The 19,301-nt window shown below is 43.0% G+C and carries 15 protein-coding genes; 7 read left to right on the top strand and 8 right to left on the bottom strand.

Annotation, left to right across the window (positions count from 1 at the left end):
* Positions 1–101: 101 nt before the first annotated feature.
* Complete coding sequence (locus GVN16_RS19610; protein ID WP_166565630.1) at positions 102–1,157, top strand: ferredoxin--NADP reductase; 1,056 nt, start codon at positions 102–104, stop codon at positions 1,155–1,157.
* Here the strand turns inward: GVN16_RS19610 and GVN16_RS19615 are convergent.
* Complete coding sequence (locus tag GVN16_RS19615) at positions 1,154–2,080, bottom strand: glycosyltransferase family 2 protein (protein WP_166565631.1); 927 nt, start codon at positions 2,078–2,080, stop codon at positions 1,154–1,156. The two genes, GVN16_RS19610 and GVN16_RS19615, sit on opposite strands and share 4 nt — an antisense overlap.
* A gap of 630 nt (positions 2,081–2,710) precedes the next feature.
* Here GVN16_RS19615 and GVN16_RS19620 point away from each other — a divergent pair.
* Both GVN16_RS19620 and GVN16_RS19625 read left to right on the top strand, forming a co-directional pair.
* Positions 2,711–3,115 (top strand): hypothetical protein, encoded by a 405-nt coding sequence (locus tag GVN16_RS19620; RefSeq protein WP_166565632.1) that lies wholly within the window; start codon positions 2,711–2,713, stop codon positions 3,113–3,115.
* A gap of 307 nt (positions 3,116–3,422) precedes the next feature.
* On the top strand, positions 3,423–4,544 hold the full coding sequence (locus GVN16_RS19625; RefSeq protein ID WP_166565633.1) for a glycosyltransferase family 1 protein: 1,122 nt from the start codon (positions 3,423–3,425) through the stop codon (positions 4,542–4,544).
* Between the two features lie 117 nt (positions 4,545–4,661).
* On the opposite strand, the gene GVN16_RS19630 is transcribed toward GVN16_RS19625, so the two are convergent.
* Together GVN16_RS19630 and GVN16_RS19635 are read right to left on the bottom strand one after the other, a co-directional pair.
* Positions 4,662–5,573, bottom strand: coding sequence for a glycosyltransferase family 2 protein (locus tag GVN16_RS19630; protein ID WP_166565634.1), 912 nt, complete (start codon positions 5,571–5,573; stop codon positions 4,662–4,664).
* Between the two features lie 31 nt (positions 5,574–5,604).
* Positions 5,605–6,753: a DegT/DnrJ/EryC1/StrS aminotransferase family protein gene (locus GVN16_RS19635; RefSeq protein ID WP_166565635.1), complete on the bottom strand. Its 1,149-nt coding sequence runs from the start codon at positions 6,751–6,753 to the stop codon at positions 5,605–5,607.
* A 559-nt stretch (positions 6,754–7,312) separates the two neighbouring features.
* On the opposite strand from GVN16_RS19635, the gene GVN16_RS19640 reads away from it, so the two are divergent.
* A complete protein-coding gene (locus tag GVN16_RS19640; RefSeq protein ID WP_166565636.1) occupies positions 7,313–8,056 on the top strand; it encodes a glycosyltransferase family 25 protein in 744 nt (247 codons plus the stop codon).
* Between the two features lie 5 nt (positions 8,057–8,061).
* On the opposite strand, the gene GVN16_RS19645 is transcribed toward GVN16_RS19640, so the two are convergent.
* Together GVN16_RS19645 and GVN16_RS19650 are read right to left on the bottom strand one after the other, a co-directional pair.
* A complete protein-coding gene (locus GVN16_RS19645) occupies positions 8,062–9,828 on the bottom strand; it encodes a T9SS type A sorting domain-containing protein (protein WP_166565637.1) in 1,767 nt (588 codons plus the stop codon).
* On the bottom strand, positions 9,770–10,366 hold the full coding sequence (locus tag GVN16_RS19650) for a thymidine kinase (RefSeq protein ID WP_166565638.1): 597 nt from the start codon (positions 10,364–10,366) through the stop codon (positions 9,770–9,772). The genes GVN16_RS19645 and GVN16_RS19650 overlap by 59 nt, the downstream gene beginning before the upstream one ends.
* A 101-nt stretch (positions 10,367–10,467) precedes the next feature.
* Between GVN16_RS19650 and GVN16_RS19655 the strand changes: the two genes are divergently transcribed.
* Complete coding sequence (locus GVN16_RS19655) at positions 10,468–11,652, top strand: hypothetical protein (protein ID WP_166565639.1); 1,185 nt, start codon at positions 10,468–10,470, stop codon at positions 11,650–11,652.
* 153 nt (positions 11,653–11,805) lie between these two features.
* Here the strand turns inward: GVN16_RS19655 and GVN16_RS19660 are convergent, their stop codons facing one another.
* Positions 11,806–14,133, bottom strand: a complete 2,328-nt coding sequence (locus GVN16_RS19660) for an ATP-dependent DNA helicase RecQ (protein WP_166565640.1) — start codon at positions 14,131–14,133, stop codon at positions 11,806–11,808.
* A gap of 192 nt (positions 14,134–14,325) precedes the next feature.
* On the opposite strand from GVN16_RS19660, the gene GVN16_RS19665 reads away from it, so the two are divergent.
* Positions 14,326–15,300: an SIS domain-containing protein gene (locus GVN16_RS19665; protein WP_166565641.1), complete on the top strand. Its 975-nt coding sequence runs from the start codon at positions 14,326–14,328 to the stop codon at positions 15,298–15,300.
* Positions 15,301–15,366: 66 nt separating this feature from the next.
* Positions 15,367–16,959, top strand: a complete 1,593-nt coding sequence (gene nadB / locus GVN16_RS19670; RefSeq protein ID WP_166565642.1) for an L-aspartate oxidase — start codon at positions 15,367–15,369, stop codon at positions 16,957–16,959.
* 202 nt (positions 16,960–17,161) lie between these two features.
* Here nadB and GVN16_RS19675 read toward each other — a convergent pair whose 3' ends face one another.
* A complete protein-coding gene (locus GVN16_RS19675) occupies positions 17,162–18,118 on the bottom strand; it encodes a sugar phosphate isomerase/epimerase (protein WP_166565643.1) in 957 nt (318 codons plus the stop codon).
* Positions 18,119–18,239: 121 nt separating this feature from the next.
* The gene (locus tag GVN16_RS19680; protein ID WP_166565644.1) at positions 18,240–18,830 is read right to left on the bottom strand and encodes a glycosyl hydrolase 108 family protein; all 591 of its coding nucleotides are present in this window, start codon (positions 18,828–18,830) and stop codon (positions 18,240–18,242) included.
* Positions 18,831–19,301: the final 471 nt, after the last annotated feature.

The following is a 19,301-nucleotide window of genomic DNA, read 5'->3' on the forward strand; positions in this document are numbered from 1 at the left end:
CTGCAACCGACAGAAACTAAATATTTATTCCTCCACCACCACTTTTCCTTCAACAAAGCCGTATTTTTGTACCCATTATCAATAAAAGTACTCCTCAGGGCATGAAATCCTATTTTTTGCAGGTTAAAGACATCATCAAAGAGACAGAAGATACCATCACCATAGAATTCTGGCATCCACTCAGCGAACAAATCAAATATAAAGCAGGGCAATTCCTTACCATTATCGTCCCGGCAGACGGCGGCAAGAAAGTCAGACGCAGTTACTCCATGTCTACTTCTCCCCATACCGACACGGCGGTAGGCGTTACCGTCAAAAGGGTTCACCAGGGCCTGGTTTCCAATTACCTCAATGATAACGTCAAAAAAGGTGATTTCCTGGAAGTCCTTGAACCGATGGGTACTTTTCATTATGATTCAGAACCGGAAAAAGACAGGAATATTTATCTTATCGGAGCAGGAAGCGGCATTACTCCGCTGATCTCCATCGCCAAGTCTGCTTTGAAGTCAGAGAGCCATGCCAAAGTCAGGTTGATTTACGGCAACCGCTCCGAAAATTCTATTATCTTCAAAAATGCCCTTCATGAACTGGAAAAGGCTTATGGTGACCGTTTTGAGGTCAGACATATCCTCAGCAACCCTTCGGCCTACTGGGTGGGTGATAAAGGCAGGATCAACCAGGCCAATGCGACCATGTTCCTTAAAAACTGGGGGGTAAATTTCAACAAAGACGAATTCTTCATGTGCGGACCGGAACAGATGATGGAAGAAATCAAAAAGATCTATACCGTTTATGAAGTGCCTAAAGAGCGTGCCCATTTTGAAAAATTCAATGCTCCGATGCTCAATGAAACCATGGAAGAAAAAGACGATAACAGCTTAAAACCGCAAACCGTCAAGGTAATCTATGATGGTGAAGAGCATGTGTTCCTGGTAGAACCACACCAGTCAATCCTGGAAGCAGCCCTCGAAAAAGACATTGATCTGCCCTACTCGTGTCAGGCGGGTATGTGTACGGCCTGCCTTGGCCTCTGCAAAGAAGGTAAAGTAAAAATGGACGAGGAAGATGGCCTGACCGAAAAAGAAATCGCCAAAGGCTATGTACTTACCTGCGTTTCGCATCCGTTGACGGAAGGTGTCGTGATCGAGATCGACTAAAGGAGTTTATAGTTTTTAAAACCTCCGATCACATAACCGCCCAGAAAATTCTCCTCAATCCAGCTTAATATCCTGTATTTAGGTTTCTCATGCTTCATCAGTTTCCGGCCGATCGCATCCGGGCCTGAAAAACGGAGCTTGTCTTTCCAGTGCAATGTACTTATTTTCTTTTCCATTACCCGGGGGTGCGTTCCGGTGAACACTTTGCAACGGTCCAGACGGCCGTAATCAAAAACCTCAGGCTCGTTCTCATCTATACTTCCTGAATATGAAACGACGGCCGTAACCTGCTTTTTCTGCATCAGTTCGGGAGGCCTCACCCATCCGTAATGAAACACCCTCGCTTTTAGAGCAATACAACTCAGTTTCTGTGTTCCCTGGTGCTGCAGATAATCTCCTTTAAAATCCGGCGAAACCCTGAACGACTGGGCATCCCGCCACGAATGTATGTCTTTCCTGTTTCTGACGATCCTGATCTCTTTCTTGTACCAGCAATGATCACTGAAATAATGCCCGTAGTCTCCAAAAAAGTGGAGATAATTAAACACAAAACCTTCTACCTCCGGCTTATCCAGGTATTTTTCGCAGGCTTGTCTGATCTCCGGCAAGTCATCTTCATGGATCACCTCATCTCCCTGCACATAAAACAGCCAGTCGCCCGTACAGGCCTCTTTGGCAATGTCGGTCTGATGGGCATACTCCGTCCCGAATTTATAAGCCTGTAAATCCCAGACTGTATTGATGATCCTGATCTTTGGCGAATTCAGTGATTCCAGCAATTCCAGCGTACGGTCATCAGGATCATTATCTCCCAAAGCAATCACCAACTCATCTACAAAATCAAGTATGGACAAAAGCGATTCTCTGACCGGGTAATAAAGACTGGAAGTATTTCTTAAAAAAGTGAATCCGCTGATTTTCATAAAGATGTTTTGAAAGCTGCAAAACTACGAAATAATGAGATACCAAAAGAGTATGTTCCCTTTCCTGATAAACCCGTTCCCTCACCTTTCTCCTATTTTTCACAAAACCAGCTCGTGCGGGCAGCTGCCATGATGACCATAAAGAAGATTTGATCATCATTTGATTACACAAAATAAAAACCTTCTTAACATGGCCTCAAAAACGGAACAATTCAATTAATCTTAAAAATTGTACAATTCCAATATTGACCAATAAGTCTACTAATCTTATAGAATACAAAATATTATATAAGATTACTCTTTCAAGAAGCCTAAGTTATACCACAAAACCAAATTTTATTCTTAAACCGACACTCATAGAGTCTTTTTTTAATTTTTTTTCGATTTTCTGAAAATATTTTTTTTTTCGATTTCGATACAGACTTGGCACCTCTTTTTTTGAATTGCAATTTTTTAAATTTTAAACCCCCGAAAACGCACTTCCTTTTTTGTTTTTTATCATTTTTTAGTTTAAAAAATCCCGTTTTCGCACCAAATACACTAAAATGACACATTTGTTTCTTAGAAATAAACTGCCTTCATTTGTTCATCGAATAACAAATTGATTTTAATCAACAAAAAGATACAGTAATGAAAACGGAAAAACATATCGGAGGAAATTTGTACGGATCTACGAATGAGACTCAAATTATCGACTACCTTGCAGACCACAAAAAAATGCCTGCAAACCTTAATAAATCTTTTGTCCTTTCTTTTATGGAAGACAAAAACTTCAACCTGATCCTGTTCCTTCCGAACGAGACTCAGAATAAGTTTATGCAATTTACTTTTGTAGATTTCATCACTAATGAAGACACCCTGATTTACATGTCAGGTATGTTCAAAGAATTGTCAAAACAAGACTATTCAGCTTACAAACCTGCTCAGAACAAAGTGGATGATGTGCTTTACATGCTTCCTACTTACAGGGCACTGGCCGGATACAAAAAATCGGTGGAAGAGGAGTCAGCAGAAAAAGTAAAAGTAGCTTACTGATGATAAGCTCAAAGTCAATCCGGATGCGGCCGTTGCTTTAAACGGCTTTAATCCAAACAACAAAACCACCACTTTGCCAGTGAAAGAGGAGTACAGATCAAGGTTATTATACCTTTTGTGATAAGGCAAAATACCATATAAATATAAAATGGGGCTCCGGCCCCATTTTTTGTTTCCATACACCCTTCATTTATTACAGAATAATCACAGTGCCAGCACTGTTGTTAGCCCGACAATCCATACTTTTGTAAAACGGCATCCGGGTATCAGCTACCCTGATCCGGATCGTAAACTACATTTGACAGATATGAACATCGGTTTTGAGGCTAAAAGAATCTTTCATAATAAAACAGGACTCGGTAATTACAGCCGCGACCTGGTCAGAATACTCAGCCATTTCTTTCCCGACCGGAATTACTACCTCTACAACCCGAAGCCGGCTAAAAAAGCCCTGTTTATACCCAATAATATCAACGTATTTGAAAAGCAACCTACTGGTTCGTTCAACCGCAGTTTTTACAATTTCTGGAGACAAAGAGCCATCATCCGTGACCTGAAGAATGATAACATCGGATTATTTCACGGCCTTTCAGGCGAGCTGCCTTCCGGCCTGAGCAAAAACGGCATCAGGAGTATCGTTACCATTCATGACCTGATATTTCTCAAATTTCCGCAGTTTTATTCATTTATCGACCGGCAGATCCATTTCTACAAATTCAAAAAAGCCGCTGAAAATGCTGACCTGGTGATCGCCATCAGTGAGCAAACCAAACTGGACATCATGGAATACCTGGGCATTCCGGAATCAAAAATAAAGGTGGTGTACCAGGGATGCCAGGATGTATTCAAAAAGAAATATCCTGAAAATCAGAAAGAACAGGTCCGGAAGAAATTTAACCTCCCGCAAAACTTCATTCTCAATGTCGGGACGATCGAAACGAGGAAAAATGTACTGACCGCCATCAAAGCCATCAGAGACATAAAGACCAGCCTGGTCATTATCGGTTCTGAAACCGCTTATTTTAAAGAAGTAAAGCAGTACATCAGCCAGCACAATTTAGAAGCCAGGGTCATATTTCTGAAAGGCGTAAGCAGTGAAGAACTCGCCATTCTGTATCAGCTGGCAGATGTTTTTGTCTACCCTTCTCTTTATGAAGGTTTCGGAATTCCGATCATCGAAGCCCTGTTTTCAGGCACACCGGTGATCACCTCAAAAGGCAGCTGTTTTCCGGAAGCCGGAGGGCCGGATTCAATTTATGTGGATCCCTATGATCCTGAAGCGTTGAGACTTGAGTTACAGACTTTACTTAACGATGCCGTAAGAAGAGAGAAAATAGCAGAAGCAGGATTGCTGTTTGCAGAGCGATTCAACGATGTTCACATCGCCGATAACATCATGAGGCTTTACAAACAAGTAATGACAGAATAAGACACTTCTAAAAAGCAAAAGAGATCGCCCCGCAAGGAAAACGATCTCATTTTTTACATTTTTGGGTATACAACAGACGCCGGTGAGGCCCTTAGCTTATCCTGACGTCCGCAATGACTAAGCTCCGGAAATCGGAATAGGTCTTTTCTTGAATTTCACTTTCCAGCGATCAATGCGTTTTTTTAAACTCAATAACATATCTTCTTCAGGGTTTTCCATGTAGCCTTTAAAGTCAGTCCCTATTTTCAAATAGTTGTTAAAGAAAGTATTACTACTCATCCCCCATTTCAAAATAAAGTTACTTCTGCCGTCATTTCTTTTCACCCTTGCGGTACTTATACTTCCAAAGTGATAAGCCCTGCTTTTGCTGATTCCTTTATAATACCTGACCCCGTAGTGCCACAATTTGATCATGAAATCGGGGTCACTGTACATGCCGGGATAAAACTCAACACTCAATCCCCCGATGGCCCTGAAAACAAACGTAGGCAACACCAATGGGTACCACTGACTTCCGTTCCAGTCTTTTTTCTCAAAACCGGCATACTCTTTCAGAAAACGCTGTTCGTCAAACTGAGACGGATGCCTTCCGTAATCCTTGTCCGGAATGATGCACGGTATCTTTTTGTTATAAGGCTCGATCATCGTACCGCTCAGGCACCATTTTTCGTCCGGCATCTTTTTAATTTCAGCCAGCAGATGCTCGTCCCAGTCAGGGCATAAATAAAGATCGTCATCAATCAGGACCAGCAAATCCGAAACCGCTAAATGAGAAATGGCATTGAAGCCGTAACACACCCCGCTGTTTTCAGAACTTTTGGTATACCCGATATCTTTCTGAGCCAGAACCCAGTCTTCAGTTCCGTCGTTTCCCTGGTTAATATGAACCAGTATCTGGTGTTGGTGTCTGCTGTTTTTGCGGATACTGTCCACCACACATTTTAAATAATCCAGGTTATTCCAGGTCGGGATCAGGATCGAAAATACAGGATCAAAATCAAGTCCGACCTTGAAAGTTTTAAAATTCATCTGATTTGATACTTTTAATAAACAGCCTTTCTCACCAACCTTTCCTGATCACCTCAGCTATTCTTTCCACATCACATTCAGTCACCTTGGCATGAAGAGGCAATACGATATAGCGGTCTTCCATCCTGTCCATATTCGGGAACTTACCTTCCTGCCTTCCTCCGAAAATAGTGTACCTGTCATTCCTGTAATGTACCTGGGCAGACTCGATATCATGGTTTCTGAGGTGTCTCATAAAGTTATCACGGTCATCTACTTCAGCCGTCAGTAACCAGGCGGCGTGCTCTCTGTCTTCATACTCAGCTCCTATGATCCTGATGCCTTCCACCCCGGCCAGAACCTCACAATATTTCTTATACAACCGCTGCCTGTGCTCCAGGTGCTCATCAAATTCTTCCAGTGAAGCAATCCCCAGCACAGCGGCCAGGTCCGTCATCTGATATTTATACCCCACCTCAACAATATCATTCTCCCAAATACCCTTCTGCTTTTTCAGGCGGTCAATACCAAACCATCTCAATCTTTTGGCTTTTTCTACCAGTTCAGGATCTTTAATAGTCAGCATGCCCCCGTCTCCGGTAGTCACGTGCTTGATGGCCTGAAACGAAAACATAGAAAAGTCACTTTCACTGCCTATTATTTTGCCTTTGTACCTGGCTCCCAGGGCGTGGGCAGCATCTTCAATGATTTTCAGATCGTACTTCCTTCCCAACTCCCAAAGCTTGTCCATGTCGCATGGCAACCCGCCGTAATGCACACACACAATGGCCTTTGTCTTTTCCGTGATCAGGTCCTCAATAGCATTAGCGTCTATATTCAGATTCTCATCTATGTCACAAAAGACAATCTTCGCTCCTATATACAGGAGAGGAATATTTGTAGCCGTACAGGTAAAAACCGGAACGATCACCTCGTCGTCAGGCTGAATGTCTGCCAGCAGATAAGACAGATGGAGAGCATCTGTACCTGAACCTACTGCCAGGCTCTTACAGGGATAAGCAAATTTGGAATTGAACATATGTTCAAATTCCTCTACTCTCGGCCCCTGACCGATCCAACGGGTATTCAAAACGTTTTCTAAATATTGTACAGCATTTTTGGGAATGTTAGGATGAAACAAAACGATACCCTCGTGGGTCTCCATTAAAGGGAGTTCATCCAGTGATTTTTCTTTAGTCATTTCTAGCGTTAGTGATAATTTTCATGCAATGTAGGATTTTATCCACAAATATTACCTATATGATGAAATTATTTTTTTCGTAGATAAAAGAATTAAATCTGTAGACAAAATAGCAGATCAATCGACCAATGTATACGATACAAATATACCTCAGGCCCTGTAAAACACAATTTTCATGGCTAAACCAGCCTTTTTCTGCCATTCTTCTACCACAAAAAAAAGGCTTTTACCGGCTCCGGATAACGACGTTTTTTTGCAGAAAATACACTTCCACAATCCCGGAATAATCCAATTACAACAACTATATTTTTCGTTGTTAATTTAAACAGGGAAAGAATACGTCATTTCTGTTCTGTACATACGCCCCCTCAAGTCTATACACGATCCTTCATGAGATTATATAAAGAAGTCCTATAAAGTTAATATGAATTTAATGCGAAAAATGAAATGTTGCTGCTGTAAGTGCGTTGATTTGCCGTATTGCTTAGATAACAACCTTATGGATGTTTCCAGGGTCTATATTTAACATGCTTAAAACGCACTAAAACTACAGCTCAGAATGAAACGCAATTTGAAAGATTTCGGGATAGAGGGCATTTATGTGGTTCATGCCAAAACAGGCTATGAGGTACACGAAGAAAGAATCAACAGGCTCTTCCCGGAAATGGGAATGGAGCATGAATTTGTAACAGATGGAGATATCTCAAACTTCACCCCGGAGTTGCTGGGAAAGTATTTCTGCCCTGAAATATCCTCAAATCTCAGCCAAGGGGCTCTATCCTGCACACTCAATCATATTCTCAGTTATGAAAAAATCGTCAAGAATCAGAACAGGTATGCCCTGATTTTTGAGAATGATCCCTTTTTCCTGGGAGACTTCCCCTGTTCTATCGCAGCACTGGCCAGAGAAGCTGAAGAACTGGAACCGGGCTTTATTATCTCCCTGGAAAACAGCACCCTCAGATTTCCTCCGTATAAAACCATAAAGAAAGACAAGCTCATTTATGAAGCAGACAACGGAAGGTGTGCCGGTGCGTATCTGATCGATTTTTTTGCCGCCGAAACCATCCTGAAAGACCTCAAAGCCAACAAATGCACCCAGGTGATAGACTGGTGGCATAACTCTATGATTGACAGGAACATTATCAAGGTTTACTGGGCTCACCCGACACTCACAGAACAAGGCTCTCATAACGGGCTCATGTCGTCCCCGCTTTCAACCAGCAAGAAAAATATGGCAAGGCGAATCAAATGGGTGGCTCAGAAGCTATATAAAACTCATTTTCTCAGGTATCTCAAATGAATCTGTCAGGGCCTGATGACAAATTTTGCAGTTTTTGTACCTGTGGAAGAGCGGCAAAATACCAGATAAATACCCAGGGGAGCACGAACTCCGTTTTTTGTCAGGTCCCAGGTCGCTTTACCTCCGTTTGAGGTCGTAGAATACACCAGATTTCCACCCAGATCCGTAATCCTTACCTCCGTCTCATTTTCAAGACGATCTATCGTCAGAACACCCTGAAAATCAGTTTTGACAGGATTAGGGTACACAAGGATATCGCTTAAATCATCGCGACTGCCTGAAGCGTCTGACTGATATGAAACTACTCCTGAGCCTGTTTGCACAAAAACCTCACCTGATAAGGGGTGAACCGCCAGGTTCCGGATTTTACCGTCGGGCATCGGGCTGTTGAGTTCATTAAAGTAATCAATCTGCTCCTCTCCGCTTTCGTTGAAAAGGTATAAGCCTTTTTCTGTTCCGATCCATTTCCGGTTGCCCTGATCAGAGACAATCGCCGGAACAACCTCGCGGATCAGCAATCGCTGATTTCCAAAAACAGGATTAAAAGGTACCCTGGGATTGGTGACCGCTACATTGGAGGACTGAACCACTGAAACGCCGTTATCCGTCCCTATCCATACCTGCTGATTCTGATCAATCACCAGCGAAACAGCGTTGCCTGGCAAACCATTTGAAATGCTGTATGTGTAAGAGGCCCCGCCTTTACTGACTACCAGGAAACGGCCGCTGATGTACCATTCATTGCCGTAAGTATCTTTCTGAACGGCACTGACTCCTCCACCTGAGTAGGCTTTCCAGCTGTTATCTTCAAAGAAAAAATCACTGCTGCTCTGAAAAACAACTTTATCATTGATCCTGGTCAGCAATCCGTCGCTGACAGGCAGACCTTCAGGGACATAACTTAGAAATGCCCCGGAAACATCCGAAAGAAGACCCCTGACACCATCTGAAATCCAATATTTACCGTTAGCATCCCTTCTTACCTGATTTACATAAGCCGGGTTTACGCCAGCCGGCAAAACGACCTGGTTTTCGAAAAGAGATTTCCGGCTTGAACTGAACCAGTTGCCGTAAAACAGGATATTGCTGGAAGCACCGAGAGAAGAGGCCAGGATATTGCCTGAGGAAGTTTTAACAAAAAGACTGTCTGCCGTACTTTTAAGACCGGCAATACCGGGACTTGAGCCGTTCGGTCCGAAATTACGGATCACTTCCCGGATGTAATCGTCATGAAGATCAACCAGCAGGATAACCTGCCCGGTACTCAAATAAGCCTGGGATTCATTCACCACCACTGCTCCGAAACTTCTGCCTCCCTGAATAATTTCGGAGGTCTTAAAGTCATCTACATACTTCACACGGGTGATCAGCCCCTTTTCATCTGTTTCAGCCAGATCTATACCACCGTCCTGATAGCCTATAATCAACTTCCGTGGCACCGGAGCATACTCAAGGGTGGAGATAACACCCCCGTGCAGTCCCAGCTCCTTTCCGGGCTTCTTATAGGCCTTTGCCGACAGATCGTACGCAAAGAAACCGTTGACGGTAAAACAATACACCTGGTTACCCGCCAACGCCGCCCCCCTGGCATCGGTATAATTAAAATGAGTTCTCCATGTTTTGGTAGGTATCTGGCTAAAAATATCCGTAGAAACACCACATAGCAACAAACCCAGCATAAAAAGCCGGGTTTTAAAGAAAAGAGAAATATAATTACAGCTTTTCGGCACTTTCATCTGGAAGATGGTAACATTTTCTGCATCTGGCTTCATAAGTATCCGCTTCACCGAGCATCACCTGGTTTCCGTTGCTCACTTTACGATAAGAATAATGGGCAATGTCTCCGCAAATCATACAAATAGCGTGTACTTTGGTTACATATTCGGCCACGGCCATCAGTCCGGGCATAGGACCAAAAGGCTTCCCGGTCGAATCCATGTCCAGACCGGCGATAATGACGCGTTTTCCCATGGCGGCCAGACTATTTGCTACATCAACGACGGCTTCGTCAAAAAATTGGGCCTCATCAATACCTACCACGTCACAATCGCCCGTGTAAAGCAGGATTTCGGTAGCAGCATTGATAGGTGTCGAACGAATGGCGTTCTGGTTGTGCGAAACAATGTCTTCTTCGTGATACCTGATATCTATGGAAGGTTTAAAAATCTCAACTTTTTGTTTGGCGATCTTCGCCCGGTTCAGTCTTCTGATCAGTTCTTCGGTTTTTCCCGAAAACATTGAGCCGCATATCACCTCGATCCATCCCATCCTGGAATCTTTACTTCTACCTCTTTTTGGCTCAATGAACATTTTTTTATGATTTATTTCGTTTTGATAATAGTCTGGCAAAAAAGTTGCAATAAATTTGAAGCAAATTGTCCGACAGGGATACAAAAAAAACAAATTTAGAAATGACCTACAAGTGGAATTTACAAGAAGCCGAAAATTATGCTAAAGCTTTTGCTGCTTTGTTAAGTGATGAGTACTTTAAAAACAAGTTGACGATCAATGGGGGTGAAATATTAAACCTGACTGAAAGCAAACAGCTTAATCTTCTGACCATCAGGGAGCTTTATGATAAGTGGCAAACTGAAACCGAAAGATTAAAAAGTCCTTATTTCGACTTTGAGCAATCGGAGGTTAAACAAGCCCTTGCTGATTTTATGAATGTATTGTCAAGGTTTATTCTTGTAAATAAAGACAATTTTATTCCCCTTCTGACAAAATCGACAAAAAAAACACTCGAATTATATATTTCTCCGGTCAGTTTTTTTGAAAACCTGATGCGTGATCTTCCCGATTTCAAGCTTACTTCTGAATGGCTGAAAAACAACGGCCGTTTTTTCAAGGATTATGGCTGGGTTTTGTCAGAAATGCTTAACCGTCTCAGCGGCCTTCAGTTTGTTTACGCCAATCAGGCGATCGATTGGGTGAAGGAAATCATTACGGATGATAAGATTGAGAACCATGAGAAAGCCCTCAGGGATTTCAGCCAGATATTACCACTTCCTTTTGGTTTCGGCTCAACACCAACGGCAGCCCCTGCTAAAAAAGGGAGTTCATTCTTCGATACCGATTTTTCAAACGATATACCTAAAATGCAGGAACAGGCCGCGGCATTACCGGAGCCTGTATTTCGTGAATTCCCGAAAATCGAACCCGCCGAGCCTGTCAGAAAATCAGCAGATGTGGTAGAAGTGGTAGCAGAGAAGTCTGTGACTGAAACGTTTGCCCCTACTCAGCCACCTGTGGAGCAGAGACTGAATGAAAAGCTGACGAATGAAAGCAAAACCATCAACGAGTCACTGACTGAAGGCCAGAATCATGGAGCTTCCCTGTCTGATTTTCACCAGAAACGCAAAATAGAGTCTATCAGCGGCTCCATCTCTCTAAACCAGCGATTCCTTTTTATCAATAATCTTTTTGAGGGCAAGTACGAAGTTTTCAACCAGGCGGTTAACGAACTGGAAGCCTGCAGCTCATTCACGGAAGCCAAAGAGCAGATGCTGAGAAACTACATGCCGAAGTTCAAATGGGACCTGAGAAGTGCAGAAGCAGAAGAGTTTTTCGATATTTTGAAAAGGAGATTTAATTGATTTATATCCTCCGGCCTGAAGGCCTGGAGCAAAGAATATAGGGGTTTGCGGGCCTGAAGGATTATCATAAAACAATCTTATAAATAAAAAACTCCGGTATCGCTACCGGAGTTTTTCTTTATCCAACAAATTCACCTTTTTTCCTCTATCCAATTAATTAGCCATTTCAGATAGGAACTTGATTCTCATCAATCTCAGTTCTTCTTCCGTGATTTCATCATCTCCTTCTTCGAATTCTTTCAAAGCCATTTTGATGTTATCAGAGTCAGACGTCATGAAATATTCGTAGATATCCTTCTGACGCTCTTTGTCAATCACCTGGTTGATATAATAGTCAAGGTTCAGTTTGGTGCCCGAGAAACAGATGTGTTCGATTTCTGTGAGCAACTCATCCGAACTCATGTCTTTTGACTCGGCAATTTCTTCCAGGTCAATTTTACGGTCTATCTGCTGAATGATGAAAATCTTTGTTTTAGACTTGTTGACGGTTGATTTCACCAGAAGATCCTGGGTGGTTTCAATGTCATTGTCATCTACATATTTATTGATCAGATCAAGGAAAGGCTTACCGAATTTCTGAACCTTACCCATGCCTACCCCATTTACCTGGGCTAGATCCTGCTGGGTAGACGGATAGGTAGTGGCCATTTCTTCCAATGAAGGATCCTGGAATACCACATATGGCGGAACATTTTTCTCTTTGGCTATTTTCTTTCTCAGGGCCTTGAGCAATTCCAGCAGGGCCTGGTCAGAAGCTCCACCGCCACCACTCGGGCCAGGGGACTGCTGCAGTTCATCATCACCGCTGCCTTCTGTCTCATCAAGGTTGTGATCTTCATATAGAGTCACCGGATAAGGGTCTTTCAGGAAGCTGAAGCCTTTCTCTGTTAACTTTACAACACCGTAATTATCAATGTCTTTATCAATGTATCCGAATACCTGCAACTGACGAAGAACAGAAATCCATTTGTCTGTCGCGTCAATTTTCTTATCTGCATTCAGATCTGCTTTTGGTCTTGATACGGTGTTTCCCTCATCATCTTCTTCCTCATCATCGTCATCGTCTTTATCAGGCTTGGCGTTCAGGCTGAAGAACTTCAGTCCTTTTCCGAACTCCTCCAGCTTGTCATGACCATAACTGCTGATATAGGCATTGTCTTTGGTATTGGCCGTAAGAATATCCGCAATGTGCGTAAGCGGGAACCTCTGATCTGTTTTCAGGATGGTATTGAGAGCCAGTGCAATTTCTTCTTCCCCTCTGAAAGTCTTGGTCGGTTTGTTACAGTTATCACAGAAACCACAGTTTTTCTCCATGTGTTCCCCGAAATAACTCAGCAACTGACGTCTTCTGCAGACTCCGAGACTTGAATAAGAGACCATTTCCATCAGCAGGGCTTTGGCGTTGTCTCTCTCTGTTACGTTTTTATCTTTATTGAATTTTTCCAGCTTAGTGATGTCATCCAGGGCATAGAACATCAGGCAGTTTCCTTCCAGTCCGTCGCGGCCTCCACGACCGGTTTCCTGGTAGTATCCTTCCAATGACTTGGGAGCATCATAGTGAACCACAAAACGGACATCCGGCTTATCAATGCCCATTCCGAAAGCAATAGTGGCTACCACTACGTCACAGTCCTCGTTCAGGAACGCATCCTGGTTTTTCATCCTCACATCCGAATCAAGACCTGCGTGATAAGGCAGGGCCTTAAAACCGTTGATGTTCAGCAATTCGGCTATTTCTTCAACTTTCTTTCTGCTCAGACAATAGATGATCCCCGATTTACCTTTATTCTGAGAAACAAACTTGATCAGTTGTTTTTTGGCATTTTGTTTGGGTCTTACCTCATAATAAAGGTTAGCTCTGTTGAACGAGGTCTTATAAAGCACCGAATCATCCATATTCAGATTTTTCTGAATATCAAGCTGCACTTTAGGCGTTGCCGTAGCCGTCAGGGCGATGATAGGCAGTCGCTCATCGATGCTTTCAATGATGCTTCTGATCTTGCGGTATTCCGGTCTGAAATCGTGGCCCCATTCAGAGATACAGTGGGCTTCATCAACGGCTACAAATGAGATTTTCGCTTTTTTAAGGAAAATAAGATTCTCTTCTTTAGTCAGCGATTCGGGGGCAATATAAAGCAACTTACAGGTACCGCTCAGAACGTCGTTCTTCACACGGTTCATTTCAGTTTTATTCAGCGTAGAGTTCAGGAACTGGGCATTTATTCCGAAAGCTGTCATCTGATCCACCTGGTTTTTCATCAGGGCGATCAGCGGGGAAATCACGATGGATGTTCCGTCCAATACAGTGGCAGGAAGCTGGTAACACAAAGATTTCCCCGCTCCTGTCGGCATAATAACGAAGGTGTTATTTCCTGAAACAATACTTTTGATGATCTTTTCCTGTTCTCCTCTGAAATTATCAAATCCAAAAATATCTTTCAGGTTTTTCCGTAGTTCTATTTCAATTGACTCGTCAATCATAATTGATTATGTAAAGCATTGGAATAAAAAGGACAATACTAATAAGTATGTCTTTCTTACTATTTCTTTGCTAATATACTAAAAAATGTTTTGTTGCCTCTCCTAAAAAATAAAAAAATATATCTTCCTAAACGCAAATTTAGTTTCACAAAAAAGAAGTAATTACTTTTGTGTAAAATCAAAATTTTAAATGTGGAGACGAATTTAGAAAAAAAAATAATTTCAATAGCCAAAAAAGTTTTAACAGATGAATCCGAGGCAATTAAATCTTTAATAAATACAATTGACAAAGATTTTGAATCCTGCGTGGAATCAATTCTTCAATCCACCGGCAAACTCGTTATCACAGGAATAGGTAAAAGTGCCATTATCGGGCAAAAGATTGTCGCCACAATGAATTCCACAGGCCAGCAGGCGGTTTTTATGCATGCAAGCGATGCACTACACGGAGATCTTGGCATCATAAATCCTGAGGATCATGTACTTATCATCTCAAAAAGCGGGGATACTCCCGAAATAAAAGTGCTTGTCCCGCTGATCCACCGTACCGGAAATGTACTAATTGCAATGGTTTCAAATACTTCTTCTTTTTTAGCCACACAGTCCAGATTTGTGCTTAATGCCCATGTTGAAAAAGAGGCGTGCCCGCTCAATCTGGCTCCGACAACCTCTACTACCGCAGCCCTGGCCATGGGCGATGCCCTGGCGGTTTGTCTGCTTGAAGCCCGGAATTTTACAAAAAGAGATTTTGCGAAGTTTCACCCCGGCGGCAGCCTCGGCAAAAAATTATATCTGAAAGTTAAAGACATTTATCCCAATAACGCTGTTCCTTTTGTACGTAAAGAAACCGGGATCATGGATGTCATCATAGAAATGACTTCCAAAAGACTCGGGGCCACCTCAGTACTGGACGAAAATGACGAACTGATCGGAATCATCACTGACGGTGACCTTCGACGAATGCTCAACAATTCCTCCGACTTCTCCGGACTCACTGCCGCTGATGTCATGAACACCAGCCCCAAAACGATAGAAGCTTCTGAATATGCCGTCAATGCCCTCACTATGATGCAGGATAAAAGCATTACACAACTGGTGGTAACAGAGCATAAAAAACTACTGGGTTTTGTACATTTACATGATTTATTAAAAGAAGGCCTGATTTGACCATGAAACCGGGCGTTTGATCCGGTTTTTTAGGCTCAGAATCATTTATTTTCAATTGTTAAGCATATGAAAGAAGTTGATTTTTTAGTGGTTGGTTCGGGAATTGCCGGACTAAGTTTTGCTCTCAAAGCGGCCCAGAAAGGTAAAGTGCTGGTACTCACCAAAGTCAATGCCGACGAAACCAACACCAAATATGCCCAGGGTGGCATTGCGGCGGTTTTTGATCCTGATACCGACACCTTCGAAAAACATATCAATGATACCCTGATTGCCGGAGACGGACTTTGTGATAAAAAAATCGTGGAGATCGTCGTCAAGGAAGGCCCTGACAGAATCCAGGAACTGATAGATTACGGTGCGAATTTCGACAAGGAGCTGTCGGGAGAATATAACCTGACGCGGGAAGGCGGTCATTCTGAAAAACGCATTCTCCACTATAAAGACATCACCGGCTGGGAAATTGAAAGGGCACTGCTCGACCAGGTAAGCAAAAATCCTAATATTGAGATACTTACGCATTATTTTGCGGTAGAAATCATCACCCAGCACCACCTGGGTAAGGAAGTCACCCGCGAAACGCCTGATATCACCTGCTACGGCATCTATGCCCTGAATGTCAATACGGGTAAGGTAGACACGATCTTGTCCAAAATGACACTGATGGCCACCGGTGGTGCCGGGCACATTTATGCCTCTACCACCAACCCTGTTATTGCTACCGGTGACGGCATAGCGATGGTTTACAGGGCCAAAGGCAAGGTCAGGGATATGGAAATGATGCAGTTTCACCCTACATCGCTGCACAATCCGGGTTCGTTCCCGAGCTTCCTGATCACCGAAGCCGTGAGAGGAGAAGGTGGGGTGCTGAGAAACAAAGCCGGGGTGGAATTCATGTATGAGTATGACGAGCGTGGCTCACTGGCCCCTCGTGACATTGTGGCGAGGTCTATTGATGCGGAAATGAAAAAGACGGGGGAAGAATTTGTTTATCTGGACATTACACATAAACCTAAAGAGCTGATCCTTGAGCATTTCCCAACCATTTACCAGAAATGCCTCAGCATCGGGATAGATATTACCAAAGACAAAATCCCTGTAACGCCGGCCGCCCATTATTTGTGCGGGGGTATCATGGTCGATGACTTCGGCAGATCCTCCATCCAAAATCTTTTTGCCTGCGGCGAGTGCTCTTCCACAGGCTTACACGGAGCTAACCGACTGGCATCCAACTCATTACTGGAAGCAGCAGTATTCGGCAGCAGGATCTCGGATATCGCCCTGGAAGTCATTGAAAGTATCACTTTTGAACATGATGTACCTGAATGGAATGAATTCGGCACCCTGCAATCAAACGAAGAGGTATTGGTGACGCACAACCTGCGGGAACTGCAACGCATGATGTCTGATTACGTGGGGATTGTGAGATCTGATTTCAGACTTGACAGGGCTCAGAGGCGTCTGCAACTGATCAAAAACGAAACGGAGGAATTTTATAAGAAGACCAAGCTGTCTGTTAAATTGTGTGAGCTGAGAAACCTGATCCAATGTGCCGAAATGGTGATCAAATGTGCCATGCTGAGGAAAGAGAGCAGAGGTCTGCACTACACCACGGACTATCCTTACAAACTCGGAGGAAAACCTGAGCATTCGATTATTTGAAGGAGAAAGAAAAAAGAAGTACGGCGAGGGCAGACATCTGTTTCGTATATTGGGTATTCATTGAGAACTTCATTCATTGAAGCATTGAAAACTCTCTAAATCAGAAATCACAATTTCCTATTGAGACATTCATTCATTGAGCACTCAAAATTATTAAATAAAAGCGTGCTCTTCAGATGATCTGAAGAGCACGCTTTTATTTTTATGAGGCGGCCATGGCTTTGGCCACCGATGCTTTCATTTTATCCAATCCTATTTTAGCGGCGTCATATGCGGGCATTTTCCAGTATTCTTTATTGAAAAGCTCCAGAGAAAGTACAATCGGGGAGTTTTTATCATTCAGGTCCTTCAGAATCTGGTTGAGCGGGGCTACGCCGTCGCCGGGAAAGACCCTGTGGCTGTCATTGATGGTTGCTTTCGGAGGATCAGCCGGGTAATCGTTCATATGGAACATTTCTATGCATTTCCCGTTGATCATTTTCAGGCTGTTGAAGTCCGAACCACCTTTGTAAATATGATAAACATCAGGCAGGATAATGGCATTCGGCTCGCCGCTTTCTGACGCAACGTAAAGGGCTTCGCCAAAACGGTGGAGATTGGCTGAGAAGCCCCATACTTCCAATTGCGGCTTTACTCCCATTTCTGTTCCGAGTTTAAGCAGGGCGGCGTATCTTTCCGCGGCCTTCATCAGGTCGAGGCCAGGCTGATTGGTAGCCCCCATGGGTGGTGCCGCTATGCGTTTGCACCCTATTTCCGCCAGCATGCCCATTTCTCTTTTGTTTTGTTCCATGGCCAGGGCCCTTTCTGCAGGGTCGTCCACAATCCACTTCGAAAAACCCATGCCGTCTTCTATCACGATTCCCAGGTCAGAAGCCAGTTTTTTGATATCTTTGAGACTACCTCCTTTTTTCACGTATTCTTCCACTGTGCTCACCCAGACTTCAATGCCGTCGTAACCGGCTTTTGCGGCTGTTTCAATCTCTCCTACCAGCCCAAGCTTTTGCTCCCTGATGGTAGCGGTATTTAACGAATACGTGAAATTATGCTTGGCTTTTTTAGCCGGGGCAGCCATTAATTCAGTGACTCCGGTGGTAAGCCCGGCCCCGAACAGGAAAGAGGATTTCAGAATATTCCTCCTGGAGGTAGTGTTTTCTTTCATTTTTTATGGTTGAATTAGACAGTAAATATATAACAAATGACATGTATAACCAACGGGCTGCCAGCTAAAAGGCATAAAAAAAGCCAGTCTTTGCAGACTGGCTTCTGAATGGCATGACTGATCAATCGACGAATGCCACGTGACTGAATCGCTCTTCGAGTTCGAGGGGTAGCACCACATCTGAGACCTTCAATTCCGGTTCTTCAGCGTTCATGAAAAAGTACCTGGCCCTTTTTTCCCAGCCCGGATAAACATGGGCTTTTGCTCTGGAACGGTAATAAAGCACACGGTATTTGACAAATGAATTGATGAGCAAAACCGGGGAAGCAAAAGAATTGGCACACCTGATGTCTTCCCTGGACAGATATCCGTCCTGTTCAACACCTAGAATGGCTTCAAAGGCTTTGATATTTGCATTATCTTTACCCATACCTGCATTGATCAGGTGATCTATGAGTACTTCGGCCAGTTTTTGACTTTTGATATAATTACCGTGGTATTTGTTCCAGTATTCCTTACGGTATATGGCAAGTGCCTGAGCTTTGGTGAAAGATTTGTCTCCCCAAATAGGCTTGTGTATCCCGAATCCTGAGCCTTCAAATCTCAGCAATTTCGGAGCGTACTTCTCAAAAGAAGCAGCATTGGAAGAAAAAACAATAAAAAAAGAGCTGATAAAACACAATTTTAAAAGATAACGCTTACATCTGATCATTATAAATTAAATTGGTGAAAAATACTGATAAAAGCATCAAAAGACCCTTTTATACCGGTCGGCCAAACGGCAGACAAATTCATGGCCAAGGGTACAAACTCAATTGACAACCAAGGCTAAGAACGTGCAAATTTACAGCTTTATTGTTGCAAAAGCAAAAAAAGTGCAACGACCCTTCCGAAAACCCGTTTTCAACCCCTTGGTAAACAGGCTATTGATGAAAAGTGATTTTTACGAAAAAACGAAATAATACAACAAGATAGAATGAATTGCGAAAGTTTTATTATCAGTAAAAAAGTTAAGGCAAATCATTAAGTATTTCTACGTGAAATGACTCGTATTTTCACGCAATCAAATATTTAAAATTATCACAAAATACTCATAATAAATAACTTACACCCATTTTAACATAAAGCGAAATTTTGGAGGTCTTTGTAAAATTTTGTAGATTTATGGTTAAATTTTATCACT

It is taken from the genome of Emticicia sp. CRIBPO (assembly GCF_009905725.1).
GTDB lineage: Bacteria > Bacteroidota > Bacteroidia > Cytophagales > Spirosomataceae > Leadbetterella.